Source organism: Nocardioides lijunqiniae, assembly GCF_015024225.1.
Classification (GTDB): Bacteria; Actinomycetota; Actinomycetes; order Propionibacteriales; family Nocardioidaceae; genus Nocardioides; species Nocardioides lijunqiniae.
The window spans coordinates 252,137-276,834 of the sequence record NZ_JACJGM010000001.1 but is presented as its reverse complement, the minus strand read 5'-3'; the positions used below and the strand labels follow the sequence as shown (position 1 = coordinate 276,834).

Here is a 24,698-nt window from a genome sequence, read left to right as displayed (position 1 = left end):
TCGACACACTAATCGTGAGGGGCTTCGTCGAAGAAACCCGCGAGGCTGTCGCCCCGACCTACCATGGGGCCTCACGCCAGGTCCACTGCCGCCGTCCGTCCGGAGTACCCATGCCCCGCCCGTCCCTCACCCGCCAGGTCGCCTCGCTGCTCTCCGCGACCCTCGTCACGGGCCTCTCGCTGCTCCTCGGCGTCACGCTCCTCGCCGCCCCGGCGAGCGCAGGCGACGCGAGCGAGCGCGCACCGCGACGCGACACCAACCCGACCGGCACCGCCTCGGGCAGCCAGGTCAACGGCGCCGGCAACCTCAAGCTGCGGCTCGCGCAGACCGCCAACGGACGGATCAAGGTCAGCTGGCGCCGTCCCGGACCCGCCTCCCGCTTCCGCAAGGTCGTGGTGCAGGTCAGCCCCGGCCGCAAGATGGTGACCAAGCTGCAGTCCTACAAGGTCAACCGCCGCAAGCAGTCGCTGATCGTCTCGCACGCCTTCGGCGCCACCCCGGCCTCGGGTCGCTACTCGTTCGTCAAGGTCATCTACGTGCGTCGCGACCGCTCGCGCAGCCAGAGCCCCGCCAAGTGGATCCAGGCGCCGATCACGAGCGAGTGCCGGGCCGCCGCGAAGGACCAGGCCACCGTGGCCTCGTTCAACGTGCGCACCTGGACCGGTGACACCAAGCCCTCCTCCGCGACCTACTGGGGCCGTCGCGGACCCAACGTGATCACGGAGATCCTGCGCAGCGGCGCCCATGCGATCGCCATCCAGGAGGCCAGCGGCAAGGCCGGCATCGGCTTCGGCCCGAAGACGCAGCAGCGGTGGATCCTCGACGAGCTGAACGACAAGGACCCCGACACGACCGCGCAGTGGGTCGACGCCCTCCCCGACAGCGCCTACAAGCCGCCTGCCGGCCGGACCCCGGGCCACATCGGGACGCGGGTCTTCTACGACGCGAGCAAGTACACCGAGCTGGACGCCGGCATGGACCGGGTCCAGGACTCGGTCGCCAAGATGGACTCGCTGGTGCCCTGGGTGCGGCTGCAGTCGGTGAGCGGCACGCAGGCGCCGTTCGTCCTGACCTCCAACCACCTCGCCGTCGGCAACCCCGCGGGCAACCTGCGGGACTGGCAGCTGCGCGGTCGCCAGACGCAGCAGACGATCGCCCACCTGCGCCGCCTGCGGTCGGTCTTCGGCGACACCGTCGTCCTGGCCGGTGACCTCAACTCCACCGCCAACACCATCCCCTACGACAACGCGCACTACCTGCTGATGCGGGCCGGCTTCTACGACGCCTACGCCAGCAGGCGCATCTCCGGCGCGGCGTACCCGACCACCACCCAGGGGGTGTTCCCCGTCCCGCGCACCCCGCTGCGACGCGACTACATCCTGACCCTGGGCGCCGTGAAGGGCTCCTGCGGCTACGTGAACCAGACCTACAACCGCGCCGCCCAGATCGCGTCCGACCACTTCCTCCAGAGGGCGACGCTCCCGCTGCCCGCGCTCTGAGGTCACCTCACTCGTCGACGGAGGGCTGCAGGGTCTCGACGAAGTAGGTGGCGACAAGGCGCCTCGTCCGTCGACGCTGTTCCTGCGCCGAGATCTTGCTCGCGCACGGGTCGATGGCATCGTCCTCGCCGCCGATCCGGCCCGGCGACCACCGCGTGTTGAAGTGGTTGTGGTTCCCCCCGGCGATGCTCTCGTGAGAGGCATCCGGGTTGCGGCCCTCCACGTCGTCGACGTACTGGACTCCCTCCTCGCCGACCGCGCCGTCACACGAGGCCGTGATGACCTTGACGGGGATCTTCGTCACGAGGGTGTCGCGGTCGCTCCCGCCAGGAGGGGTGAAGTAGACGGGCGCGAGAGGAAGCACCGCCCGGACTCGTACGCCGCGTGGCCACTCCGACCGGTGCTTGTCGGACGCCTGCCACATGACGCCCTTGCCCGCCCGAGAATGTCCTACCGTCCCCACGTTGCGGGTGTCGACCCTGCCTCGGAATCGCGGTCGCACCTCACGACCGGTGCGGGGATCGACGAACGTGCCGCGCAGAGGGCCGCGTCCCGTGGACGCGAGCTGCTGCCACATGTGGAGATGCCGGTTGATGAGGCGGGCGCGGGCGAGGTAGCCGGCGTCGCCCAACACGTGCGCGTTGATCGCATTGGCGCTGATGGAGACCACGACGAACCCCCGCTCGGCGAGGCTCGTGGCGAGATAGCCGTATCCACGGTAGCTGCGCAAGGAGCCCTCGCCCCTCGTGCAGGGCCAACCCCCTGTGGGCTTGCGGGCCGCCCGGTCGATGCAGGACCACCAGCTCCCGTGCTCGATGACGATCAGCGGGTGGCGGGTCCGACCCAGGTCGGTCGGGTAGTGGACGACGGCTGCGAGCTCCATCGGGACGGGCTTGCCGGGATGCCTGTCGAAGAAGGTCACGTCAGGGTCCGTGAACGCCTGGTCGCCGAGGTCGTAGGTCACCGTCGAGACGGGCAGCGCGTCCACACGTGCCCTCGGTGGCGCGCCCGGGGGCGCCTCGCTGGAGACTGACGCAGCCCTGCCGCCTGACGATTCCGAGGAGGTCTCACAACCCGTGGTCATCAGTCCGACCCCCAGGGTGATGGCAACGAGGACGGGCAGGACCGTGACAGCTCGCCTCGTGCGCCTGATGTCGTTTCCAGAGGTCTTCATGTCCGGCAAGGTAGGGAACCCAGGTCAGGAAAGTGTCAGGTAGTTGTGTGCTCCGGGTCTCGACCGAGCGTTCCCGTGACCATCGACGACGCTGACCAGATCAGCACGCCGCCCTGACAATTCCCTGACGAACGGTGCCTACCGTCCTGCTTCATGACGACGTTCCGCAAGCCACCGGCCACCCTGGTGACCGGCCCCCTCCTGGCCGGCCCTCTCCTGCTCGCCCTCGTCGCGTGCGGCTCGCCCGCTGACTCCCCCGCGGTGGACAGCATTCCGGCGACCGGCAGCCCTGCCGGGACCGGGACTCCGTCGGACCCGGGGACCGTGACCGGCTCCGACGATGCTGACACCTCGAGCCGTCGCCCGGTGCTTCGCCTCGACGACAGTGCGGATCGTCGCACGAGCCTGTGGAACGCCTACAACACCTGCCTGCTCGACAACGGCGCCAGCGCTCCCACCGGCCTGACGGCCGCGAAGCTCGGCGACGTCCTGGGGCAGTACCCCGCGCCGGATCAGGCGCAGTCTGCCTGCCGAGACCTCGAGCCGGTGCAGCCGCCCGAGCTCGACGCCTCGACGAACCCCCACTTCCACCGCCAGTCGTTGTCCTACGTGCAGTGCCTGCAGGACAACGGACTGTGGGTCACCCTGAACAGCGACACGAACATCGACTGGACCTACACCGACGGCCACCCGGTGCCGGAGAACACGGGCGAGATCGAGAGCGATTGCCTGATCCAGGCCTTCGGCGCATGACGATGACACGGAGATTCCGCACCGTGGTGGTCGCCGGTGCCGTCGGCGTCCTGGTGGTGGGTGCCACGACAGCCGGACTCATCACCGGTCTCGTCGGCGCCGAGGAGCCCGCGGCCCCGACCGAGCCCGAGACGAAGACCGTCCACGTGACCCGTGGAGACCTACGCCAGACCCAGGAGCTCCCCGGGGAGCTGGGCTACGGAACACCGATCACCGTGATGAGCCGCAGTGAGGGCATCATCACCTGGCTGCCCTCCGCGGGGGTGGTCGTAGCCCGGGGCGAGGAGCTCTACCGGGTCGACGACTCTCCGGTGGCCATCCTGTACGGCGACCTGCCGATGTACCGCACCCTGAAGGACGACGGCGTGACACCGCTGCTCAGTGGGCGGGACGTCGACCTGGTCGCCGAGAACCTGACCAGGCTGGGCTACTACGACGGACCGACCGACGGCACGTCCTACGGCAGGGCCCTCTCCGACGCCGTGGCCACCTGGCAGGAAGCCTGTGGTCTGGTGGGCACCGGGGTGCTCGCGCCCACCGATGTCGTCGTGACCCGCGGTCCCGTGCGCATCGAGCAGGTCATCGCCCAGGTGGGCGGCGACGCAGCCGGGGAGACGATGACGCTCACGTCGACCGAGAAGATCATCGTCCTGCAGGCCACTCCGGAGATCGCGAAGTCACTGGCGCCCGGCGCGAGTGTGCTCGTCACGCTCGTCGACGGCACCCGCGTCCGCGCCGGCGTCGTCTCCCTCGGTCAGCAGGCCGTCAGCGCCGAGGTCGAGGGGCCGCCGACCGTACCGGTGACGGTCGAGGTGCACCGACCCAAGGACGTGGCCCGGGCCGCTCTCGGCCCCGTGACGGCGCAGTTCACGACCGCGTCAGCCACAGACGTCCTCTCCGTCCCGGTCACCGCGCTCCTGGCACTGTCGGGCGGAGGCTATGCACTGGAACGCCCCGACGAGACCCTGGTGCCCGTCACGCTCGGCATGATCGTCGACGGACTCGTCGAGGTCGAGGGCATCGAAGCCGGCGCGACCGTGGTGATCGCAGCGTGAGCGTCCTGCGGCTGAGCAATGTCAGCAAGAAGTACGCCGGCGAGGTCGTCGCCCTGCACGACGTATCCCTGACCATCGAGCCCGGCGAGGCCCTGGTGATCGTCGGGCCGTCCGGTTCGGGCAAGTCCACCCTGCTCAACCTCATGGGGACCCTGGACAGGCCCACCTCGGGCCGCGTCGAGATCGCGGACCAGGCCACCCACCTGCTCGCCGACGCCGCCCTGTCGCAGTTGCGCGCCCGATGGCTCGGGTTCGTCTTCCAACGTTCTCACCTCGCCGACCGCCTCACGGCCGTGGACAACGTGGCCACCGGTCTGCTCTACGCAGGCGTGCCCCGCCGACAGCGCCGCCCGCTGGCCCTCGAGGCGCTCGACCGGGTCGGTCTGTGTCACCGCGCCGGGCACCTCCCTCACGAGCTGTCCGGCGGGGAGCAGCAGCGCGTCGGGATCGCCCGCGCCCTGGTCAACAGGCCCGCGCTCCTGCTCGCCGACGAACCGACCGGCGCCCTCGACCGGGCGACCGGCCGCCAGGTCCTCTCGTTGTTCCACGAGCTGCACGCCCAAGGCACCACCGTCGCCCTGATCACCCACGACCTGTCCGTCGCCACCACGTTCAGCCGGCGGGTCGAGATCAGCGACGGGCGCCTGGCGGAGGTGAGGGTCTCGTGACGGCGCTCGTGGACGCTCTGATGCTGGGCTGGCAGGGTGTCGGGGACCGACGGGCTCGCGCCGCGATGAGTGCCCTCGGCATCGCCCTCGGGATGGCGACCCTGGTCCTCGTCACCGGGATCCCCGCCAGCGGGCAGGCCGACCTGGACCGCCAGCTGGACGCCATGGGGACCACCATGCTCGTCGCCCAGCCCTCCGCGGCGATCGACACCACATCCGCACTGCCGCTCGAGGCCGCGGCCATGGTTCGACGCATCGCCCCCGTCGAGTCCGCGAGCGCCATCGCCAACCTCAACGTGCCTGTGGTCCGCGACAGGTACGCCGATCCGAACCGCACCGCCGGCGTCACCGCCATGGCTGCGACCCCCGACCTCCTCGCGCCCATCGGCGGCTCGCTGGACTCTGGGGTCTTCCTCACCGACACCACCTCGGACCTCCCGACCGTCGTGCTGGGCCATCAGGCCGCAGCCTGGCTCGGCGTCACGACCGTCGACTTCTCGCGCCCTCGCCAGATCCTGGTCGGTGGCGCCCCGCTCACCGTGATCGGGATACTGGCGCCGATGCCGCTCGCCCGCGAGCTCGAGCAGTCCGTGTTCGTCGGTCAGGGCACCGCGGGAGCCGGCTTCGGGTTCACCGGGCACCCCACCGTCGTCTACCTGCGGGCAGCAGAGTCGCAGGTCGAAGCGGTGCGCGACGTGCTGCCCGCAACCCTCGACCCCGAGGTGCCCGGCCTGATCTCGGTGAGCCGTCCCTCGGACGCGCTGGCTGCCCAGCGCGCCGCCCAGGGCACCTTCTCCGGCCTCTTCCTCGGTCTCGCCGGAGTCGCCCTGCTGATCGGTGGCGTGGGAGTGGCCAACACGATGATCGTCTCGGTGCTCGAGCGGCGACGAGAGATCGGCCTGCGCCGCGCCCTCGGGGCCACCCGGCGCGACATACGACGTCAGTTCCTCATCGAGGCGGTGCTCCTCTCGCTGCTCGGCGGCGCCGCCGGACTGCTCCTCGGCGCGATCGGTTGCGTCGGGTACGCCGCAGTGCGGGGATGGCCCGTCGTCGTGCCGCTCCCAGCCGTGGCCGGCGCCGTCCTCGGCGTCATCGTCGTCGGCGCCCTGGCCGGGCTCTACCCCGCCGTCAAGGCGTCCCGGCTGTCGCCGACCGTCGCCCTGGGATCGACCTAGGATCGCCGTATGCCACGCATCCTGGTCGCCGAGGACGACCCCAAGCAGGCCGAGCTGATCCGCCGCTACGCCACGGCCGAAGGCCATGACGTGACCCTGGTGGTCGACGGTCGCGAGGCAGTCGACCACGTGCGCCGGCAGGTCCCGGACCTCCTGATCCTCGACGTCATGATGCCCCGCCTCGACGGCCTCGACGTCTGCCGGATCCTGCGTGCCTCACCCGAGGCGGAGGCAGTACCCATCTTGATGTTGACCGCCCGCAGGAGCGAGGACGAGCTCCTGCACGGTCTCGACCTCGGAGCCGACGACTACCTGACGAAGCCCTACAGCCCGCGCGAGCTGATGGCGCGGGTCCGCTCGTTGCTGCGCCGCCACGGGGTGTCGGCCAGCGGCGCGGTGCGCCCCCCGGTGGTTCTCGGCCAGCTGACGCTGACACCCGCGACACACGAGGTGCGCTTCGCCCAACGTGTCGTGGCGTGCACCTCGGGCGAGTTCTCCCTGCTCGAGGCGTTGGCCACCGAGCCCGGACGGGTCTTCAGCCGCGAGCAGCTCCTCACCCGCCTGCACGGACCCCACGCGGCCGGGGACTACATCTCACGACGGACCATCGACGTCCACGTCGCCAATCTCCGCAAGAAGCTCGACCCTGCCGTCATCCGCACCGTCCATGGTGTCGGCTACTCGGCTCCCCAGCCAGCGCCGGACCGATGACGGGCGCCGAACGCGCCGGCGTTCCCTGGCACCGCAGCTTCTTCCTCCGATTCTTCGCGATCGCCGCACTGGTGGCGGTGATCGCCGTGGTGGCAGCCGCATATGTCACCGTTCACGCGACGACGGTGGCCGTGCGCGACGAGCAGCGGGGCTCGCTCAATCTCGAGGCCCGGACCTACAGCCGCCTCATCGACTACGCAGCCACTCACCGATCCTGGGACGGCGCCGACCGCCTCGTCGCGCGCTTGGCACAAGACGCAGGTCGCAGCGTCGCCATCACCGACCTCGCCGGCCGGACACTCGTGACCAGTGACGGCGACGTCTCCAGCCGTGCTCCCTCGCAGGCGCGCGCCACCCTCGACGCGCTCGACGTCGACATCGTGCTGCGCAGCACCGTGGAAGCGGCGGCGCCGCCGAAGGACGCGACGACCACGGTCCCGTGCGCCGACGCATCCGGCTGCAGGCAGTACGCGGTCGCGCCCCTGTCGGTGGTCGACGCCCGAGTCGACGGACCCCTCGGACGTCCCGACGACGTCGAGGCCTGGACATCCCTGAAGGACACCATCGATCGTTGCCTTCGCCGCGGCGGGCTGAGCCCGACCCTGGCGGTGCAGGAGGACTTCGACGTCATCGTGACCTACCCCGACCGCCATCAGACGGTCGCGGAGTGCGCGGAGACCGCCCGCCGCGAGGTGCTGGCCCCCTTCGTGGCTCCCCCCGCCCTGCTCTTCGTCAGCGGCCAGGGGGCCACCGCGGACGTCTTCTGGGACTTCTCGCGCGCGAGTCAGGCGCGCATCAGCCTCCTTGCCGGCGCAGTGCTCCTGGTGATCCTGATCGTGTGTGCCGTGTTGGCGAGGAGCGTGGTCCTGCCGATGCGACGGCTCGCGACCGCGGCCCAGCGTGCTGGTGACGGTGACCTCAGCGCCAGGGTCCCCGACAGGCGCGGAGACGAGTTCGGCGAGGTGGCGTACGCGTTCAACCAGATGGCCGATCGCCGTCAAGAGCTCGAGGAGGCCCGCCGGCGGCTGGTGAGCGACGTCTCTCACGAGCTTCGCACACCCCTGACGAACGTGCGCGGCTGGCTGGAGGCCGCCCAGGACGGCTTGGTCGAGCCCGACGAGCGACTCATCAGCAGCCTGCACGAGGAGACCCTGCACCTGCAACGCCTCGTCGACGACCTCCACGACCTCGCCCTCGGCGATGCCGGTGAGCTGCGCCTCGAGCGCGAGGTGATCGACCTGACCCACTTCGTCGCGCAGGTCGCCGACGCCTTCGGTGCAGCCGCCCACACCGCGGGGCTCACGCTCGAGGTCGACGCCGCGCCCGGCGCCACCATGAGCGCCGATCCCGTCCGCCTCCGACAAGCGGCCGGAAACCTGGTCGCCAACGCACTGCGCCACACCCCTCCCGGCGGAGTGATCCGCGTCATCGGTGCTCCCGACCGGATCGTGGTCACCGATACCGGCGAAGGCATCCCCGCAGCGGACCTGCCCCACGTGTTCGATCGCTTCACCCGCGCCGACCCCTCACGCACCAGGGCCACCGGGGGCAGTGGCCTGGGACTCGCGATCGTCCGTCAGATCGCCGAGGCCCACGGTGGCTCGGTCGAGATCGCCAGCGAACCCGGCACCGGCACCCGCGTGACCGTCCGAGTGGCACCGATGCCGACGGCGATGACCTGAGGCTCATCCCGGGTCACGCCGCCCTCGGCCCTCCGGCGCACGAAGCGGGAATGCGAGAACCCGCAGGTCGGGGAGACCTGCGGGTTCTTCGACGTGCGGTGGAGCTGAGGGGATTCGAACCCCTGACCTTCTCATTGCGAACGAGACGCGCTACCAACTGCGCCACAGCCCCATCACGCCGTACGGGGTGACCGACGGCGCGGGTCGAAACGTTAGCACCAGCCCCAGGGGCTTTCCGAATCGGTCAGGAGCCGGAGGCGCGGCGCCGCTCGTCGTCCTTGCGGGCCGCCTTCGCGCTGCGGTCGGCCTCCTCGGCCTCGCGGGCCAGCGCGCTGTCGGACTCGCTGCGACCCGAGGTCCACACGCCGGTCGAGTCGAGGTCGATCGTGCGCACGGTGCGGCGCGTGGCCTGCTCCTTCGAGACGTACGTCGGCAACGTGACGGGCACCGGGTCCCACGCGCCGGGCTCGCGCTCGACGGGCGCCTCCTCGGCCACGGCGGCGATCTCCTCGGTGATCGGCCCCTCCTCGGCAGGCTGCTCGGGCAGCACGACCGGGATCGTGACGATCGGGGCGTCCACGGCGCGCTCGCGCTTGACCATGAGCCGGCAGGCCACCAGCCACAGGGCCAGCACCGCGACCGGGATCGCGACGTAGGGCCACGGCACGACGGCTCCGACGGCGAGGGCGACGACGACCAGGTTGGCCAGCCCGATGAGCGTGACCACCCGCAGGCGGCGCTTGGCCGCCCGGGCGGCCGCGGCGCGGCGCGCCTGCCGCTCGGTGCGTGTCGGCGGCTCTGCTGCGACGGGTGCCTCGGCGGGCTTCTCGACGGGTTCCGCGACGGGCGCCTCGACCGGCTTCCCGGCGGGCACCCGTGCGGGCGTCGCCTCGGCGACCGGCACCGCGGTCGACGCCGGCTTGCCCGGCGTCACCACGAGCCGGGCGCTGGTGCGGCTGGTCGGCTCGCGCCGTGCCAGCACGCGCATGGTGTGCGAGAAGCGCTCGACGGACCGGCTGCGGCCGGCGTCGTCATGATGCTTGAGCGCCTTCGGGATCAGGTAGACGGCCCAGGCCACCGCCAGGGCTACGAAGATCAGTGCGCTCAGGTCCACGACTCCGAGGTTAGGTTCGCTACCCCGAACTGGGACGGATGTCTACCCGTGTGTCGCAAATTGCTGCTGTTGCTGATGTGAATGTGTGCGTCATCGGGCGGCCGGTCCATGTGAGTTTCACCGGGTACCCGGTGAAACTCCTGCTTCCCTGACGAAGTTTCGTACCGGAAGCGTGAGATTCACCGGGTACCCGGTGAAACTCCTCCCAGCCCGTCACCCGCAGGTCCGGCCGACCCGCGGCCCTCGAGCCGTGCCAGCATCCCCTCGGGGCACTCCTCGACCGTGACGGCGTAGATCCGGTGGTCGCGCCACGCGCCGTCGATGTGCAGGAAGCGCGGGGCGAAGCCCACCTCGGCGAGGCCCAGCTTCTCGACGACCCGCAGGGAGTTGGAGTTCTCCGGCCGGATGGCGACCTCGAGGCGGTGCAGGCCGGCGGCGGTGAAGCAGTGGTCCATCGCCATCGCGACGGCGCGCGGCATCACGCCGCGGCCGGCGAACCGCTGGTCGAGCCAGTAGCCGACGGAGGCGAACTGCGCGGAGCCGCGCACGATGTTGTTGATCGTCACCTGGCCGGCGAAGTGGCCGTCGACCTCCACCGCGAAGGGGTACGTCACGCCCTGGCGGGCCTGGCGCCGCAGCCGCCGCACCAGCGCGCGGAACGACGAGACGCGTGCGCTCGAGCCGGCCGGGGCCGTCGCGTCCCACGGCGCCAGCCACGCGGCGTTGCGCTGCCGGGCCAGGCGCCACGCCTCGACGTCGGAGGCGGCCAGCGGGCGCAGGGTCACGACGGGGTCGGTGCCCGAGGTCAGTCGCGCCGGCCACGCCCCGGGACGGCTAGTGGTCACTGCCCACGACCTGCTCGACCGCGTGGACCAGGATCGGCCGCAGCACCTCGAGCCCGTCCTTCACGCCGCCGCGCGAGCCCGGCAGGTTGACCACGAGCGTCGCGCCGACGACCCCCGCAAGCCCGCGCGACAGTACGGCGGTCGGCACGCCCGCGGCCACGCCGGCGGACCGGATCGCCTCGGCGATGCCGGGCACCTCGCGGTCGAGCAGCGCCCGGGTGGCCTCGGGGGTGCGGTCCGTTGGCGTGAGGCCGGTGCCACCGGTGGTGAGCACGACGCGCGCGCCGGCGCCGACCGCGGCCGAGATCGCCGCGCCCACCGGGTCGCCGTCGGGCACCACGGCGGGCGGGCCGACGGCGAAGCCGAGCTCCTCCAGGAACGCCACGATCAGCGGACCGGTGGCGTCCTCGTAGACGCCGGCGGCGGCGCGGTTGGACGCCACGACGACGGCCCCGGCGAGCGCGCTCATCGTGTCCACTCCCCCGAGCGGCCGCCGGACTTGGCCTCGACGCGCACGTCGGTGATGACCGCGCCCTTGTCGACGGCCTTGACCATGTCGATCACGGTGAGCGCGGCGACCGAGACGGCGGTGAGCGCCTCCATCTCCACGCCGGTGCGGTCGGTGGTGCGCACGGTGGCGGCGATGTCGACGGACTCGTCGGTGACGGTGAGGTCGACCGAGACCGAGGAGAGCGCCAGGGGGTGGCACAGCGGGATCAGCGCGGGCGTCTGCTTGGCACCCATGATCCCGGCGAGCCGGGCCACGGCGAGGGTGTCGCCCTTGGGCATCCCCTCGCCGCGCAGCAGCGCGACCACCTCGGCGGAGACCAGCACCCGCCCGGACGCGGTGGCCTCGCGGGCGGTGACGTCCTTGGCGGAGACGTCGACCATGTGGGCCGCGCCCGTCTCGTCGACGTGGGTCAGGCGGGGGCTCTCACTCATGGGTGCCTCGATCCAGCAGGACGACCTGCACCTGGGCGCCCGGCTCGAGCGAGGTGAGCTCCTCGGGCACGACGATCAGCGCGTTGGAGGCCGCCAGGTCGCCCACGAGGTGCGAGCCCGTGCCGCCGATCGGGCGCACGGTCACGGTCGGGCCGTCGGCGTCGCGGGCGAACCGCCCGCGCAGGAACTGCCGCTTGCCGGAGAGCGACGACACCGAGCCGTCGAGCGTCGCCGTGGTCGTGGGCTCGACCGCCGGCGAGAGGCCCATCAGCGTGCGCAGCGCCGGGCGGACGAACAGCTCGAAGGAGATGTAGGACGACACCGGGTTGCCCGGCAGCGTGAAGATCGGCACCCGCCGCTCGCCGACGACCCCGAAGCCCTGCGGCTTGCCCGGCTGCATCGCGACCCCGCCGAACCACACCGTGCCGAGCGTGCGCAGGGCGGCCTTGACGATGTCGAAGTCGCCCTGGGAGACCCCGCCGCTGGTCACCACGACGTCGGCCTCGTCGAGGCGGTCGTGGAGCAGCGCGAGGAACGCGTCCTCGTCGTCGGGCACGATGCCGATGCGGACGTCGGTCGCCCCGAAGCGGCGGGCGGAGGCGGCCAGGAGGTAGGAGTTGCCGTCGTAGATCGAGTCGGCGCCGAGCGGCTCCCCGGGGTCGCGCAGCTCGGAGCCCGTGGAGAGGATCAGCACCCGGGGCCGCGGGTGCACCGAGACCTCCGCGCGTCCGATCGAGGCCAGCAGCCCGAGGTGACGGGGGCCGAGGCGGGTGCCGGCCGAGATCAGGTGGTCGCCCTCGGTGACGTCGCCGCCGGCGGGGCGGATGTGCTGGCGCTCCGACGGCGCCTGGGAGATGCGCACCGAGTCGGTGCCGCGGTCGGTCCACTCGTAGGGCACGACGGCGTCGGCGCCGTCGGGCACCGGCGCCCCGGTCATGATCTTCGCGACCTGGCCCGGGGCGATGCTGCTGGGGCCGGCCTGCCCGGCACCGATCTGGCCGACGACGGGCAGCACAACCGGGTCGTCGCCGGAGGCCGCGCGGACGTCGTCGAGACGCACGGCGTAGCCGTCCATCGCGGAGTTGTCGAAGCGCGGCAGTGACAGCGGGGCGCGGACGTCCTCGGCGCACACCAGCCCGAGGGCGTCGAGCAGCGGTACGGCGACCGGCTCGGCGGGTCGGAGGTCGGCGAGGACCCGCGCGAGGAAGTCGTCGACGGAGACGAGTCCGTCAGGCATCCGCCGGGCCGCTCAGGACCGTGTCGGGGGCGACGCGCTCGGCCTTGGTGGCCTCCAGCTCCACGTCGCCCACGACCTGGACGCCGCGGCCGAAGGTCCAGTCGCCCTCGACCTTGAGCGAGGACGCCTTGCGCATGGAGGGCGCGCCCTCGGGGAAGCGCTTGTCGAACTCGCGCACCAGCTTGTAGAAGGAGCCGTCCAGGTCGACGAAGGGCAGCTCGTCGGCGACCTGGTCCAGCACGAAGTCCGACCGGATGTCGTAGACGTCGGAGCGCAGGACCAGCAGGTCGTTGGTCGTCTTGACGGGCACGAACCGGTCGCGGCCCACCTCGATGAGCTGCGAGCCCTCGAACACCTCGATCGCGGCGCCCATCGCCGTCTCCACCTGGATCACCTTCGGGGTCGAGGGGTCGCCCGGGTCGACGTTCTTGACGTTGCGGATCAGCGGCAGGCCGAGGATGCCCTGCCGGACGTCGAGGGCCTGCTTGAGCGCGGCGAGGTCGACCCACAGGTTGTTGGTCGAGCAGAACCGGTGCCGGTCCAGGTCGGCGAGCGCCTCCGCGTCACCGGCGGGGGTCTGCGCGGTCTCGCGCAGCACCAGGCGGCCGTCCTGCTTGCGGCGCGCGAAGTGCCCGCCCTTGCGGTCCGAGGGGGTGCGTCGCACGGCCTCGATCGCGAACGGCGCCCCGCTGCCGGCGAACCATCCGGCCACCCGCGTGTCGGGCACGGCGCCGAGGTTGTCGGAGTTGGAGATGAAGACGTACTTGAAGCCCTCCGCCAGGAGCTGGTCGAGCAGGCCGGTGCCGCGCAGCGCGGTGTAGACGTCGCCGTGCCCGGGCGGACACCACTCCAGATCGGGGTCCTTGGGGTAGGACACCGGCAAGAGGTCCTTCTCCAGCAGCTTGGGCTCCTTGTTCTGCAGGAACTCCAGCGGCAGGCCCTCGACCGGCAGGTCCTCGTAGCGCCCCAGCGCGGCCATGGTGTCGGCCGAGGTGCGGAACGAGTTCATGAAGATCAGCGGCAGCCGGGCGTCGTGCTGCTCGCGCAGGTGCAGCACCTGCCGGGCGATGATGTCGAGGAACGACAGGCCGCGGCGCACGCACAGCAGGGACTTGGCGCGGTCCATGCCCATGGACGTGCCCAGCCCGCCGTTGAGCTTGATGACGGCGGTGTCGCGCACGGCCTGCGCGGCGAGCTCGTCGTCGACGTCCACGTCGCCCAGCGAGGGCATGTCGACGGGGTCGATCGACGACTCCGGGATCATGCCGGTCTCGCCGTGCTCGAGGAGCCGGAAGTAGTGGGCGAAGGTCTCGATCGCCACCTCGTCGACGCCGGCCTCGACCATCTTGGCCCGCGCCTTGTTCAAGCCAGAGCTACCCATACCACCGATCGTAGGCTGGCCCCGTGCCAACCCCACAACCGAGCCCGGAACCCCTGGGGACGACGCTCGCCAAGGTGGCCCTGCGCGACCAGCTCACCACCGCGCGCGGCCGGCTCTCCCTCGTCGAGATCGGCGACACGGCGCGACGGATCGCGGACCGGCTGCTGGCCGTCGAGGACGTGCGCCGCGCGGCCTCCGTGGCGGCGTACGTCGGCATCGGGACGGAGCCCGGCACGGGCCCACTGCTGACCGCGCTGAGCGAGGCGGGCAAGCGCGTGCTGCTCCCGGTGCTGCTGCCTGACGGCGACCTCGACTGGGCCGTCCACACCGGCGACCGGGACCTGCGGCCGGCGCGCTACGGGCTGCTCGAGCCCACCGGCCCCCGGCTGGGGGTCGATGCCGTCGCGACGGCCGACGTCGTCCTCGTGCCCGGGCTCGCGGCCTCGCACGCCGGGATGCGGCTGGGTCGCGGCGGCGGCTCCTACGACCGCGCGCTCGCGCGCGTGCCCGTCGGCACGTTCACCTGCGTGCTGCTCCACGACGACGAGGTCGGCCGCGACGTCCCGGCAGAGCCGCACGACCGGGCGGTCGCGGCGGCGGTCACGCCCTCGGGGCTCGTGCGCTTCTAGCGCAGGAGCCGCGCGGCCTCGGCGGCCCAGTAGGTCAGGATCACGTCGGCGCCGGCGCGGTGGATCGACCCCAGCGTCTCCAAGATCGCGGCCTCGCGGTCGATCCAGCCGTGGGCCGCGGCGGCCTCGACCATGGAGTACTCGCCGGAGATGTTGTAGGCGGCCACCGGCACGTCGACCGCGTCCCGCACGCGCCGGATGACGTCGAGGTAGGCCAGCGCCGGCTTCACCATGACGATGTCGGCGCCCTGCTCGATGTCGAGCAGCACCTCGCGCACACCCTCGACGGCGTTGGCGGAGTCCTGCTGGTAGGTACGGCGGTCGCCCTGCAGCGAGGAGCCGACGGCCTCGCGGAACGGGCCGTAGAAGGCGGAGGCGTACTTGGCGGAGTAGGCCAGGATCGCCACGTCCTGGTGACCCTCGCCGTCGAGCGCGTCGCGGATGACGCCGACCTGGCCGTCCATCATGCCGCTGGGGCCGACCATGTGGACGCCGGCGGCGGCGTGGGCCAGCCCCATCTCGGCGTACGCCGCCAGCGTGGCGTCGTTGTCGACGCGCCCGTCGGCGGTGAGCAGCCCGCAGTGGCCGTGGTCGGTGAACTCGTCGAGGCACAGGTCGCTCATGACCGTGACCGCGTCGCCGACCTCGGAGACGACGTCGGCGATGGCGAGGTTGAGGATGCCGTCGGGGTCGAGCGCTCCGGAGCCCGTGGCGTCCTGGTGCAGGGGCACCCCGAAGAGCATCACCCCGCCGATGCCGAGCTCGGCCGCCTCGGCGGCCGCGGCCTTCAGCGTCGAGCGCGTGTGCTGGACGACGCCCGGCATCGAGGAGATCGGCTGCGGCTCGTCGATGCCCTCGCGCACGAACATCGGCAGCACCAGCTGGCGCGGCCGCACCTCGGTCTCGGCCACCATCCGGCGCAGCGCGGGCGTCCTGCGCAGCCGGCGCGGTCGAACGACCGGGGGCTGGACCTGCCTGCGTTCGTGCTCGGTCATCGGTCTCCCTCTGTCCCTGCCGTCTGCGTCCGTCTCACCGGGTCTCGACAGGGCGGACGCTGGTTCGTTCCTCACCAGCGCGCCCGCTCGACCTTCCTCGTCTCGGGTGCGCCCCCGCTTCGCGGTGTCACACCCGCGAGGAAGCCTTACTCCGGCGACCCGAAGGCTTGCGCGAGGACGGCTTGGTGACGGGGTCGCCGGCCTCGATCATCGCGAGCCGCCGGGCGGCGCCGAAGTCGGCGAGCGCGTCGACGAGGGCCTCGACGTCCGGCTTGGGCGACATGACGTCGACCCGCAGGCCGTGCTCCTCGGCGGTCTTGGCGGTCGCGGGTCCGATGACGGCGATCACCGTCGACGGGTGGGGCTTGCCCGCGATGCCGACCAGGTTGCGCACGGTCGAGGACGACGTGAAGACGACCGCGTCGAACTTGCCGGTCTTGATCGCGTCGCGCGTCGGCGCCGGCGGCGGGGTGGCGCGCACGGTGCGGTAGGCGGTGACGTCGTCGCACTCCCAGCCGAGGTCGACCAGGCCGGCGACGAGGTTCTCGGTCGCGATGTCGGCGCGCGGCAGGAACACCCGGTTGATGGGGTCCAGCACGTCGTCGTACTCGGGCCAGTCGGCGAGCAGGCCGGCCGCCGACTGCTCGCCCGAGGGCAGCAGGTCGGCGCGCAGGCCCCAGGCGGCGATGGCCTGGGCGGTCTTGTCGCCGACGGCGGCAATCTTGAGGCCGGAGAAGGCACGCGCGTCGAGGCCGTACTCCTCGAACTTCTCGCGCACCGCCTTGACGGCGTTGACGGAGGTGAAGGCGATCCACTCGTAGCGGCCCTCGACCAGGCCGCGCACGGCCTTGTCCATCTGGAGCGGGTTGCGCGGAGGCTCCACCGAGATGGTCGGGACCTCCTCGGGCACGGCGCCGTAGCCACGGACGCGGGACGACAGCGTGCCGGCCTGCTCCTTGGTGCGGGGCACCAGCACGCGCCAGCCGAAGAGCGGCTTGCTCTCGAACCACGACAGCGTCTCGCGCAGGTCGACGACCTTGCCGACGACGGTGATGGCCGGCGGGGTCATCCGCGCGGCGCGGGCGTCGGCGGCGATGTGCTCGAGCGTCGAGGTGACGGTCTCCTGGCCGGTGGTCGTGCCGACCCGGGTCATGGCGACCGGGGTCTGCGGCGAGCGGCCGGCGAGCATGAGGGCCTTGGCGATGTCGCCGATCTGGCCGACGGCCGAGAGCAGCACCAGGGTGCGGTCGCCGGCGTGGGCCGACCAGTCGATCTTGTCGCCGCAGGTGATGACCGAGATCTCGCGGTGGTCCTTGGTGGTCAGCGGGATGCCGGCGTAGGCCGGGACCGCGCCGACGGACGAGACGCCGGGGACGACCTCGAAGCCGAAGCCCGCCTTCGCGACCGCCTGCGCCTCCTCGGGACCGGAGGCGTAGAGGAACGGGTCGCCGGCGAGGAGACGGACGACGCGGAAGCCCTTCTTGGCGTAGCGCACGACGACCTTGGCGCGGGCGGCGTGGGTGAGCGGCTGGCCGTCCTCACCGAAGCCACCGTCGACCAGCTCGGGACCGACGACGGGAGCCGGGCCGGTCTCGCCCGCCTCACCCGTCTCGTCCTCGACCGGCTCGGGCAGCCCGAGCAGGGTGCGGACCAGCGGGGCGTGCTCGGGAGACTCCGTGACGATCACCTCGGCCTGCTTGATCAGGTCGACGGCGCGCACCGTCAGCAGGTCCGGGTCGCCCGGGCCGCTGCCGACGAACGACACCCAGCCGCGGTTGGCGGCCGGCTTGGAACCCTGGGTGGTGCCCTGGGTCGTACCAGTGGTCTTGCCTCGCGTCATGCGTTCTGCACCTCTGCTGATGGTTCTGCCGGTTGATTCAGTTGACCTGCTCCGTCGGCGAGCATCTCGCCCGCCAGACGGGTGCCGACGCTGGTCGCGTCAGCGGGGGCGCCGGATGCGGACATCCGAACCGACAGGCCCCCGTCCAGTGAGAGTGCGATCGCTCGCACCCAGATCTCGTCCCCGTCCTCGCCCTCGGCGACCTCTGCCAGCGCCCCGATCGGCGCCGAGCAACCGCCCTCGAGCGTGGCCAGGACCGCGCGCTCGGCGTCGACGGCCGCGCGCGTCGCCGGGTCCTGCAGCGCTGCGAGCACACCCGCCAGGTCGCCCTCGGACCGGCACTCGATCGCGAGCGCACCCTGCCCGGGGGCGGGGAGCATCTGCAACGGGTCGAGCACCTCGGTGGCCTCGTCGAGACGGCCGATCCTGGCGAGTCCCGCGCGGGCCAGCACGACGGCGTCGTACTCACCCGAGCGGACCTTGCCGATCCTGGAGTCGACGTTGCCACGAACGCCGACCACGTCCAAACCGAGGCCGAGCGCGTGCAGCTGGGCGACGCGTCGCGGGGAGCCCGTGCCGACGCGGCTGCCGACCGGCAGCTCGCCGAGGGTCAGCCCGTCACGGGCGACCACGACGTCGCGCGGGTCCTCGCGCACGGGCACCGCCGCCAGGGCGATGCCGACGGCGGGATAGGTGGGGATGTCCTTGAGGGAGTGGACCGCCACGTCGACGCGGCCGTCCAGCAGGGCGTCGCGCAGGGCGCTGACGAAGACGCCGGTGCCGCCCATGGTCTCCAGCGGGACGCCGGCGGCCTGGGTGCGGTCGCCCACGGTGCTGATCTCGACCAGCTCCACCTCGAGGCCCAGTCGGCCGCGGATCATCTCGGCGACGTGACCGGCCTGGGTGGTGGCCAGCAGGGACGCACGGGTGCCGATCCTCAGGGGCGCGCTCATGCGAGCCCCTCCGGCCGGGTGACGGCCTCGACGGCCTCGGGGTCGAGCGCGAAGAGCTCGGCCAGCGCGGCGGCGTAGGAGACGGCGCCCTGCTCGTTGGCCAGCTCCTTGACGCGCACGGTCGGCTCGTGGAGCAGCTTGTCGGCGACGCGGCGCACGGTGTGCAGGATCTCCAGCCGCGACGCGTCGTCGAGGTCGGGGAGTCGGCCCACGAGGCGGCTCATCTCGGCGTCGACCACCGAGGTCGCCATCGAGCGCAGCGCCACGACGGTGGGGGTCACGCTGGCCTGGCGCCGCGCGGCCAGGAAGGCGGCGACCTCCTGCGTGACGATCCGGCGTACGTCGACGACCTCGCGGCCGGCGTCGGACTCGTGCAGGACCGCGGCCAGCTCGGCCAGGTCGACGAGGGTGACCCCCGGCAGGTCGGCCACCGCGGGATCCACGTCGTGGGGCAGGGCCAGGTCGATGACCGAGAGCGGGCGGCCCTCGGGGTTGGCGGCCCGCACCATCTCGCGGGTGACGAGCACGCCGGTCGCACCGGTGCAGGTGATGACGAGGTCGGCCCGGGCGATCTCGACGCCGAGGTCGCTCATCGGCGCCGCGCGCACGCCGTACTCGGCCACCAGGCGGTCGGTGCGCGCCACGGTGCGGTTGACGACCGTCACCCCGGCGGCGTCGAGCCGCGCGACCGTGGCCGTGGCGAGGCTGGCCATCGCGCCGGCACCGACGACCAGGACCCGCTTGCCGGCGACGTCGCCGACGGCGCGGCTGGAGCGGTCGAGGGCTGCGGTGACGAGCGAGGGGGCGACCTGGTCGATGCCGGTCTCGGCGCGCGAGCGCTTGCCCACGCGCAGGGCCTGCTGGAACAGCACGTTGAGGGCGGAGCCGACGGTGCCGAGCTCCTGGCCGACCCGCAGGGCCTCCCGGGTCTGGCCGAGGATCTGGCCCTCGCCGACGGCCATCGAGTCGAGGCCGGCCGCGACCTGGAAGAGGTGCGAGACCGCACCGTCGTCGTAGTGGACGTAGAGGTGCGGGAGCATCGCCTCGGTGCTCTCGCCGGCGCGCTCGACCAGCAGGCGGGAGAGCTCCTCGACGCTGCCGTGGAAGCGGTCGACCTCGGTGTAGATCTCCACGCGGTTGCAGGTGGAGATGACCGTGGCCTCGGTGACGTGCTCGCTCGCGACCGCGTCGCTGACCAGCTTGACGACGCCGTCGGCGTCCAGCGCCACCTGCTCGAGCAGGTGGACCGGTGCGGAGTTGTGGGAGATGCCCACGACCAGGATGCTCATGCGGTCTGGGCCTTCCGCTGCTCGTGGTAGGCGAGGATCTGCAGCTCGATGGACAGGTCGACCTTGCGCACGTCGACGCCCTCGGGCACCGAGAGCACCGACGGCGCGAAGTTCAGGATGCTCGTGATGCCGCACGCGACCATGCGGTCGGCGACGTCCTGCGCGGCGAGGGCGGGGGTGGCGATCACGCCGATCGCGACGCCCTGGTCGGCCACGATCTGCTCGAGGTCGTCGAAGGGACGCACGTCGACGCCGGCCACGACCTCGTCGTGGCGCTCGGGGTCGGCGTCGAGCAGCGCCACGACCCGGAAGCCGCGGCTGCGGAAGCCGGAGTAGTTGGCGAGCGCGTGGCCGAGGTTGCCGATGCCGACGATGACGACCGGCCAGTCCTGGGTCACGCCGATCTCGCGGGCGATCTGGTAGCGCAGGTAGTCGACGTCGTAGCCGACCCCGCGGGTGCCGTAGCTGCCGAGGTAGGACAGGTCCTTGCGGAGCTTGGCGCTGTTGACGCCGGCCGCGGCGGCGAGGTCCTCGCTGGAGCAGGTGCGGGTGCCGGCCTCGGCCAGGCTCGTGAGCGCGCGGAGGTAGACGGGCAGGCGCGCGACGGTGGCCTCGGGGATGTCCCGGGCGCCTTCGCCCAAGGTCCTGGCGCCCAACGTCTTGGCACTCGTCGTCCGTGCGGTCACAGCGGTCCACTTTCCAGTCGCACACCACGTCTGGGAGCCGCCCTCGCAGGCGGTCGGGCATGCGGCTCGATCACTGTAGGAGTTTGTGAACGCGAGAACAAAACGAGCGGACGGCCCCCTGGCCGCAGCGGCTACCACATGTGAGAAGTGCCACGCGATCGGGGGTCCGTCCGCGGTGTCAGTGACCGAGGGCGGCGCGCAGCCTCGCCTCGTCGACGCGCCAGAAGTCGTGCTGACGGCCGTCGACGAAGGTCACCGGCACCTCCTCGGTGAAGCGGCGCTGCAGCTCCGGGTCGTCGTCGACCGACACCTCGACGTACTGCTCGCCGGTGTCGGCGCACACCTTCTCGATCACCGCGCGGGCGTCGTCGCAGAGGTGGCAGCCGGGGCGGCCGTAGAGCGTGATCCGGGCGGTCATGCCCCCAGCCTCCCTCACTCCAGGATGCCGAGGGCCCGACGGCGCTCGAGGCCGCGCAGTCGGCCCTTCTGCACCTTGCCCGTCACGGTCACCGGGAGCTCGTCGACGACCTCCACCCGGCTCGGCTGCTTGAAGCGCGCCAGGCGGGTGGCGCAGTGCTCGCGGACGGCGGTCTCGACCGCCTCGGCGTCGAGGCCGGGCGCGACGACGTAGGCGACGACCGCCTCACCCGAGGTGGGGTCGTCGGTGCCGATCACCGCGACGTCGGTGACGCCGGGGGTCTCGCCGATCACCTCCTCGACCTCGACGGGGTAGACGTTGAAGCCCGAGACGATCACCAGCTCCTTGACCCGGTCGACGAGGAAGAGGTCGCCGCTCGCGTCGAGGAAGCCGACGTCGCCGGTCGACCACCAGCCCTCGTGGTCGGGACCGTCGGCGCCGTCGGGCCAGTAGCCGCTGAAGAGGTTGGCGCCGCGGATCTGGATCTCGCCGGGGTCGTCGCCGACCGGCACCGCGCCGGCCTCGTCGACCAGCCGGATCTCGATGCCGTCCAGGGCTGCTCCGACCGATCCGTTCTGGAGCTCCGAGGACCGCAGGGTGCTCGTCACGATGGGCGAGGCCTCGGTGAGGCCGTAGCCCTGGTGGAGCGGGATGCCGGTGCGGTCCGTGAACTCCTCGATGACCTCGGCCGACAGCGGCGCCGAGCCCGACAGCATCAGCCGGACCGGTCCCAGCCGCTCCTCGAGCCCGTCGATGTCGCGCCAGTGCGCGAAGACCGGCGGCGCGACGGGCACGACGCTGCAGGCCTGGTCCTCGATCAGGTCGAGGGTGCCCTGCGGGTCGAAGCGCTCCGCGATCACCAGCTTGGCGCGGTGGCGCAGCACCAGGCCGAGCACGGCGTTGAGCCCGTAGACGTGGAAGAGCGGGAGCACCCCGAGCACCACGTCGTCGCCGTGGATCATCGGCGGCCGGACCGCCGCGGCCTGCTCGATGTTGGCCACGAGCGCGCGGTGGGTGAGCATCGCGGCGCGCGGTCGGCCCGACGTACCGCTGGTGTAGAGGAGCGCCGCGAGCTTATCGGGGTCCTGGAGGGCCGGCGCCGGGCGCGGGGTGTCGGCCCGGAGGTGGTCGTAGGAGCGCTCCCCCGGCAGCAGCGTCGTGCCCACCACGACCACGCGCGGCACGACGAGACGCGCCACCACGTCGGGGTCGACCTCGCCCATGCCGTCGGTGTCGCCGTCGAGCGCCCGCTGCAGCAGCGACGCCGCCTCGCGCACCGCGGTCACCGTGTCGCCGTCGGCGACGACCATGCGGGAGCCGGAGTCGGCCACCATCCGCGCCAGCTCGCCCGGCGTCGACGAGGGGTTGACCGGCACCGCGACCGCCTGTGCGCGCAGGGTCCCGAGGTACGTCGTCACGAACTCGATCCGGTTGCCCAGCACGAGCATGACCCGGAAGCCCGCGACGATGCCGGCCGCGCCGAGCCCCGTCGCGACCCGCCCGACCTCCTGCTCGAGCTGCGCCCACGTGAGGCTGCGGCCCTCGGCCTCCACCAGCGCGAGCCGGTCCGGGCTCTCGTCGGCCGCGAGCGTGACGAGCTCGGCCACGTCCGTCACACCCGGGGCGGTGCCTGCGCTGGACATGCGCAGATACTTCCACAGACGCCGACCCGCGTGGAGAGCCGAAACCCGGTGGGTGAGCGGCGACGAGCGGGTGGGTGGTTTCGAGGCTCGCTGCGCTCGCACCTCAACCACCGCGGCACGCTCGCTGCGCTCGCACCTCAACCACCGCGGCACGCTCGCTGCGCTCGCACCTCGACCACCGCGGCACGCTCGCTGCGCTCGCACCTCGACCACCGCTGGGGGGCGGGGGTTCGGCGCTACTGTGTGCCGATGCCACCGCCGGACCGCTCGCGCCAGCTGAACCTGCAGCAGCGATCGACCCTGGCCGGGGAGGCGGCGGCCGCGGCGGCCGAGGTGGAGACGGCGCTGGTCACGCCGTCGGACTCGGTGGCGGCGGCGTTCTTCGACGTGGACAACACGGTCATGCAGGGCGCGAGCATCTTCCACTTCGCCCGCGGCCTGCACCGCCGCGACTTCTTCACCACGCGCGACATCCTGGGCGCGGCCTGGAAGCAGGCCTACTTCCGCATGGTGGGCGTGGAGGATCCCGAGCACGTCGCGCAGGCGCGCAACTCGGCGCTGAGCTTCATCGCCGGGCACACCGTCACCGAGCTGCAGGAGCTGGGCGAGGAGATCTTCGACGAGGCGATGGCGCACCGGATCTGGCCCGGGACGCGCGCGCTCGCGCAGCTGCACCTCGACCGGGGGCAGCGGGTCTGGCTGGTCACGGCGGCGCCGATCGAGATCGCGACGATCATCGCGCGGCGCCTCGGCCTCACCGGCGCGATGGGCACCGTCTCCGAGCACGTCGACGGGGTCTACACCGGGCTGCTCGTGGGCGACATGCTGCACGGGCCGGCCAAGGCCGAGGCGATCAAGGCGCTCGCCGCGCGGGAGGGGCTCGACCTGGCCGCCTGCTCGGCGTACTCCGACTCCTTCAACGACCTGCCGATGCTGAGCCTCGTCGGCGACCCGGTCGCGATCAACCCCGACGCCCGGCTGCGCGCGCACGCGCGGGCCCAGGGCTGGCGCGTGCGCGACTACCGGACCGGTCGCAAGGCGGCCCGGGCCGGCCTCGTCGTGGGCGCGGTGACGGGCGCGGTCTCCGGCAGCGTGGCCGCCGCGGTCGCGCTGCGCCGGCGTCGCTGAGCCGCGTCACGAGTTCCCGCGGACCATTCCCCCGGGGCCGGGTGCTGGCCTACTATCCGGTAGGGCTTCGGGGGGAGCCTCCAGGGAAGGGTCACTGTTCGCATGCCGTCGTACGGTCGTGAGGTCGCGCTGGGGCTGGACGCCCTGCGTGCCGCGATCCTGCTCAGCGAGGCGCTGGGCGGCGGTCCGGGCGGCGGTCCGGGCGGCGGCTCGCGCGGCCCCGGGGGCTACGGCGACGCCGACCTCGCGGCCTCCTCGGAGGACGACGCCGCCGAGCGCACCCGCCTGATCGCGCTGGTCGAGCTGGCCCGCAAGGGCGACTCCGAGGCGTTCGGGATGCTCTACGACCACTACCAGCCCTCGGTCTACCGCTTCCTCTTCTACCGCACCCGCTCGGGACCGCTGGCCGAGGACCTGACCTCGGAGACGTTCTTCCGGGCGCTGCGGAGCATGACCGGCTTCCGGTGGCAGGGCAAGGACTTCGGCGCCTGGCTGATGACCATCGCCCGCAACCTCGCCACCGACCACTTCAAGGCCGGGCGCACGCGCCTGGAGATGACCACCGAGGACATGGGCGCCCACGACGACGCCACCGAGGGCCCCGAGTCCACCGTGCTGGCGAGCATGACCAACGAGATCCTGCTCGAGGCGCTCACCCAGCTGCCCGACGAGCAGCGCGACTGCCTGGTGATGCGCTTCCTGCAGGGCATGAGCATCGCCGAGACCGCCGAGGTCCTGGGCCGCAGCGACGGCGCGGTCAAGCAGCTGCAGCTGCGCGGCGTCCGCAACCTGGCCAAGCTGATGCCCGACGGGATCCGCGGCTCATGACGGCCCTCGCGCGCCGGCCCCTGAGAGGGGTGTCGAAGACCACTCGACTGCGA

24 protein-coding genes and 1 tRNA gene are annotated in these 24,698 nt (G+C 72.3%); 10 read left to right on the top strand and 15 right to left on the bottom strand.

Going from position 1 to position 24,698, the window contains the following annotated elements; genetic code table 11:
* Positions 1–110 precede the first annotated feature (110 nt).
* The gene (locus IRQ30_RS01315) at positions 111–1,499 is read left to right on the top strand and encodes an exonuclease/endonuclease/phosphatase family protein (RefSeq protein WP_193611250.1); all 1,389 of its coding nucleotides are present in this window, start codon (positions 111–113) and stop codon (positions 1,497–1,499) included.
* Positions 1,500–1,506: 7 nt separating this feature from the next.
* Here IRQ30_RS01315 and IRQ30_RS01310 read toward each other — a convergent pair whose 3' ends face one another.
* Positions 1,507–2,487 carry an alpha/beta hydrolase family protein gene (locus tag IRQ30_RS01310; RefSeq protein ID WP_193611249.1) on the bottom strand — a complete coding sequence of 327 codons (981 nt, stop codon included), beginning with the start codon at positions 2,485–2,487 and terminating at the stop codon, positions 1,507–1,509.
* 510 nt (positions 2,488–2,997) lie between these two features.
* Here IRQ30_RS01310 and IRQ30_RS01305 point away from each other — a divergent pair.
* Genes IRQ30_RS01305 through IRQ30_RS01280 form a run of 6 tightly spaced genes read left to right on the top strand, consistent with a single transcriptional unit; the run spans position 2,998 to position 8,717 of the window.
* Complete coding sequence (locus IRQ30_RS01305; RefSeq protein ID WP_193611248.1) at positions 2,998–3,426, top strand: hypothetical protein; 429 nt, start codon at positions 2,998–3,000, stop codon at positions 3,424–3,426.
* A gap of 2 nt (positions 3,427–3,428) precedes the next feature.
* A complete protein-coding gene (locus IRQ30_RS01300; protein WP_193611247.1) occupies positions 3,429–4,481 on the top strand; it encodes a peptidoglycan-binding protein in 1,053 nt (350 codons plus the stop codon).
* Complete coding sequence (locus IRQ30_RS01295; protein ID WP_193611246.1) at positions 4,478–5,149, top strand: ATP-binding cassette domain-containing protein; 672 nt, start codon at positions 4,478–4,480, stop codon at positions 5,147–5,149. Before IRQ30_RS01300 ends, IRQ30_RS01295 begins: the two co-directional genes overlap by 4 nt.
* A complete protein-coding gene (locus tag IRQ30_RS01290; RefSeq protein ID WP_338089512.1) occupies positions 5,146–6,324 on the top strand; it encodes an ABC transporter permease in 1,179 nt (392 codons plus the stop codon). The genes IRQ30_RS01295 and IRQ30_RS01290 overlap by 4 nt, the downstream gene beginning before the upstream one ends.
* Positions 6,325–6,333: 9 nt before the next feature.
* Positions 6,334–7,035, top strand: coding sequence for a response regulator transcription factor (locus IRQ30_RS01285; RefSeq protein WP_227466761.1), 702 nt, complete (start codon positions 6,334–6,336; stop codon positions 7,033–7,035).
* A complete protein-coding gene (locus IRQ30_RS01280; RefSeq protein WP_193611245.1) occupies positions 7,032–8,717 on the top strand; it encodes a sensor histidine kinase in 1,686 nt (561 codons plus the stop codon). The genes IRQ30_RS01285 and IRQ30_RS01280 overlap by 4 nt, the downstream gene beginning before the upstream one ends.
* Positions 8,718–8,816: 99 nt before the next feature.
* On the opposite strand, the gene IRQ30_RS01275 is transcribed toward IRQ30_RS01280, so the two are convergent.
* From IRQ30_RS01275 to IRQ30_RS01245, 7 genes are all read right to left on the bottom strand, one after another.
* Positions 8,817–8,889: transfer RNA gene (locus tag IRQ30_RS01275), tRNA-Ala, on the bottom strand.
* A gap of 72 nt (positions 8,890–8,961) precedes the next feature.
* Positions 8,962–9,831 carry a divisome protein SepX/GlpR gene (gene sepX / locus IRQ30_RS01270; protein WP_193611244.1) on the bottom strand — a complete coding sequence of 290 codons (870 nt, stop codon included), beginning with the start codon at positions 9,829–9,831 and terminating at the stop codon, positions 8,962–8,964.
* A gap of 179 nt (positions 9,832–10,010) precedes the next feature.
* Positions 10,011–10,616 (bottom strand): GNAT family N-acetyltransferase, encoded by a 606-nt coding sequence (locus tag IRQ30_RS01265; protein ID WP_338089511.1) that lies wholly within the window; start codon positions 10,614–10,616, stop codon positions 10,011–10,013.
* A gap of 49 nt (positions 10,617–10,665) precedes the next feature.
* The gene (locus IRQ30_RS01260) at positions 10,666–11,145 is read right to left on the bottom strand and encodes a MogA/MoaB family molybdenum cofactor biosynthesis protein (protein WP_193611242.1); all 480 of its coding nucleotides are present in this window, start codon (positions 11,143–11,145) and stop codon (positions 10,666–10,668) included.
* On the bottom strand, positions 11,142–11,618 hold the full coding sequence (gene moaC / locus IRQ30_RS01255) for a cyclic pyranopterin monophosphate synthase MoaC (protein WP_193611241.1): 477 nt from the start codon (positions 11,616–11,618) through the stop codon (positions 11,142–11,144). Before moaC ends, IRQ30_RS01260 begins: the two co-directional genes overlap by 4 nt.
* Positions 11,611–12,855 (bottom strand): molybdotransferase-like divisome protein Glp, encoded by a 1,245-nt coding sequence (glp, locus tag IRQ30_RS01250; protein WP_193611240.1) that lies wholly within the window; start codon positions 12,853–12,855, stop codon positions 11,611–11,613. The genes moaC and glp overlap by 8 nt, the downstream gene beginning before the upstream one ends.
* On the bottom strand, positions 12,848–14,236 hold the full coding sequence (locus tag IRQ30_RS01245; RefSeq protein WP_193611239.1) for a UTP--glucose-1-phosphate uridylyltransferase: 1,389 nt from the start codon (positions 14,234–14,236) through the stop codon (positions 12,848–12,850). Before IRQ30_RS01245 ends, glp begins: the two co-directional genes overlap by 8 nt.
* 23 nt (positions 14,237–14,259) lie before the next feature.
* Here IRQ30_RS01245 and IRQ30_RS01240 point away from each other — a divergent pair, with 23 nt between their 5' ends.
* A complete protein-coding gene (locus tag IRQ30_RS01240) occupies positions 14,260–14,865 on the top strand; it encodes a 5-formyltetrahydrofolate cyclo-ligase (RefSeq protein WP_338089510.1) in 606 nt (201 codons plus the stop codon).
* On the opposite strand, the gene hemB is transcribed toward IRQ30_RS01240, so the two are convergent.
* The 7 genes from hemB to IRQ30_RS01205 all read right to left on the bottom strand — a co-directional run bounded on the left by hemB (position 14,862) and on the right by IRQ30_RS01205 (position 22,689).
* Positions 14,862–15,860, bottom strand: coding sequence for a porphobilinogen synthase (gene hemB / locus IRQ30_RS01235; protein WP_193611238.1), 999 nt, complete (start codon positions 15,858–15,860; stop codon positions 14,862–14,864). The two genes, IRQ30_RS01240 and hemB, sit on opposite strands and share 4 nt — an antisense overlap.
* Positions 15,861–15,987: 127 nt before the next feature.
* Entirely contained in the window at positions 15,988–17,700 is a 1,713-nt protein-coding gene (locus IRQ30_RS01230) for a bifunctional uroporphyrinogen-III C-methyltransferase/uroporphyrinogen-III synthase (RefSeq protein ID WP_193611237.1), read from the bottom strand.
* A complete protein-coding gene (hemC, locus tag IRQ30_RS01225) occupies positions 17,697–18,653 on the bottom strand; it encodes a hydroxymethylbilane synthase (protein WP_193611236.1) in 957 nt (318 codons plus the stop codon). Before hemC ends, IRQ30_RS01230 begins: the two co-directional genes overlap by 4 nt.
* Positions 18,650–19,942: a glutamyl-tRNA reductase gene (locus IRQ30_RS01220; protein ID WP_193611235.1), complete on the bottom strand. Its 1,293-nt coding sequence runs from the start codon at positions 19,940–19,942 to the stop codon at positions 18,650–18,652. The genes hemC and IRQ30_RS01220 overlap by 4 nt, the downstream gene beginning before the upstream one ends.
* Positions 19,939–20,628 (bottom strand): redox-sensing transcriptional repressor Rex, encoded by a 690-nt coding sequence (locus IRQ30_RS01215; protein ID WP_420827592.1) that lies wholly within the window; start codon positions 20,626–20,628, stop codon positions 19,939–19,941. The genes IRQ30_RS01220 and IRQ30_RS01215 overlap by 4 nt, the downstream gene beginning before the upstream one ends.
* Before the next feature lie 178 nt (positions 20,629–20,806).
* Positions 20,807–21,046 carry a glutaredoxin family protein gene (locus IRQ30_RS01210; protein ID WP_193606635.1) on the bottom strand — a complete coding sequence of 80 codons (240 nt, stop codon included), beginning with the start codon at positions 21,044–21,046 and terminating at the stop codon, positions 20,807–20,809.
* A gap of 14 nt (positions 21,047–21,060) precedes the next feature.
* A complete protein-coding gene (locus tag IRQ30_RS01205; RefSeq protein WP_193611234.1) occupies positions 21,061–22,689 on the bottom strand; it encodes a class I adenylate-forming enzyme family protein in 1,629 nt (542 codons plus the stop codon).
* Between the two features lie 249 nt (positions 22,690–22,938).
* Here IRQ30_RS01205 and IRQ30_RS01200 point away from each other — a divergent pair, with 249 nt between their 5' ends.
* A complete protein-coding gene (locus IRQ30_RS01200) occupies positions 22,939–23,817 on the top strand; it encodes an HAD family hydrolase (protein WP_193606637.1) in 879 nt (292 codons plus the stop codon).
* A 102-nt stretch (positions 23,818–23,919) separates the two neighbouring features.
* A complete protein-coding gene (locus IRQ30_RS01195) occupies positions 23,920–24,645 on the top strand; it encodes a sigma-70 family RNA polymerase sigma factor (RefSeq protein ID WP_193611233.1) in 726 nt (241 codons plus the stop codon).
* Positions 24,646–24,698 lie beyond the last annotated feature (53 nt).

Bases quoted from the DNA above. Each gene is read 5' to 3' on its own strand.
- IRQ30_RS01300 (WP_193611247.1), top strand. From the start codon at position 3,429: ATGACACGGAGATTCCGCACCGTGGTGGTCGCCGGTGCCGTCGGCGTC.
- IRQ30_RS01205 (WP_193611234.1), bottom strand. From the start codon at position 22,689: ATGTCCAGCGCAGGCACCGCCCCGGGTGTGACGGACGTGGCCGAGCTC.
- IRQ30_RS01315 (WP_193611250.1), top strand. From the start codon at position 111: ATGCCCCGCCCGTCCCTCACCCGCCAGGTCGCCTCGCTGCTCTCCGCG.
- IRQ30_RS01200 (WP_193606637.1), top strand. From the start codon at position 22,939: ATGCCACCGCCGGACCGCTCGCGCCAGCTGAACCTGCAGCAGCGATCG.
- IRQ30_RS01230 (WP_193611237.1), bottom strand. From the start codon at position 17,700: ATGACGCGAGGCAAGACCACTGGTACGACCCAGGGCACCACCCAGGGT.
- IRQ30_RS01245 (WP_193611239.1), bottom strand. From the start codon at position 14,236: ATGGGTAGCTCTGGCTTGAACAAGGCGCGGGCCAAGATGGTCGAGGCC.
- IRQ30_RS01280 (WP_193611245.1), top strand. From the start codon at position 7,032: ATGACGGGCGCCGAACGCGCCGGCGTTCCCTGGCACCGCAGCTTCTTC.
- hemB (WP_193611238.1), bottom strand. From the start codon at position 15,860: ATGACCGAGCACGAACGCAGGCAGGTCCAGCCCCCGGTCGTTCGACCG.
- IRQ30_RS01220 (WP_193611235.1), bottom strand. From the start codon at position 19,942: ATGAGCATCCTGGTCGTGGGCATCTCCCACAACTCCGCACCGGTCCAC.
- glp (WP_193611240.1), bottom strand. From the start codon at position 12,855: ATGCCTGACGGACTCGTCTCCGTCGACGACTTCCTCGCGCGGGTCCTC.
- IRQ30_RS01195 (WP_193611233.1), top strand. From the start codon at position 23,920: ATGCCGTCGTACGGTCGTGAGGTCGCGCTGGGGCTGGACGCCCTGCGT.
- IRQ30_RS01210 (WP_193606635.1), bottom strand. From the start codon at position 21,046: ATGACCGCCCGGATCACGCTCTACGGCCGCCCCGGCTGCCACCTCTGC.
- IRQ30_RS01285 (WP_227466761.1), top strand. From the start codon at position 6,334: ATGCCACGCATCCTGGTCGCCGAGGACGACCCCAAGCAGGCCGAGCTG.
- moaC (WP_193611241.1), bottom strand. From the start codon at position 11,618: ATGAGTGAGAGCCCCCGCCTGACCCACGTCGACGAGACGGGCGCGGCC.
- IRQ30_RS01260 (WP_193611242.1), bottom strand. From the start codon at position 11,145: ATGAGCGCGCTCGCCGGGGCCGTCGTCGTGGCGTCCAACCGCGCCGCC.
- hemC (WP_193611236.1), bottom strand. From the start codon at position 18,653: ATGAGCGCGCCCCTGAGGATCGGCACCCGTGCGTCCCTGCTGGCCACC.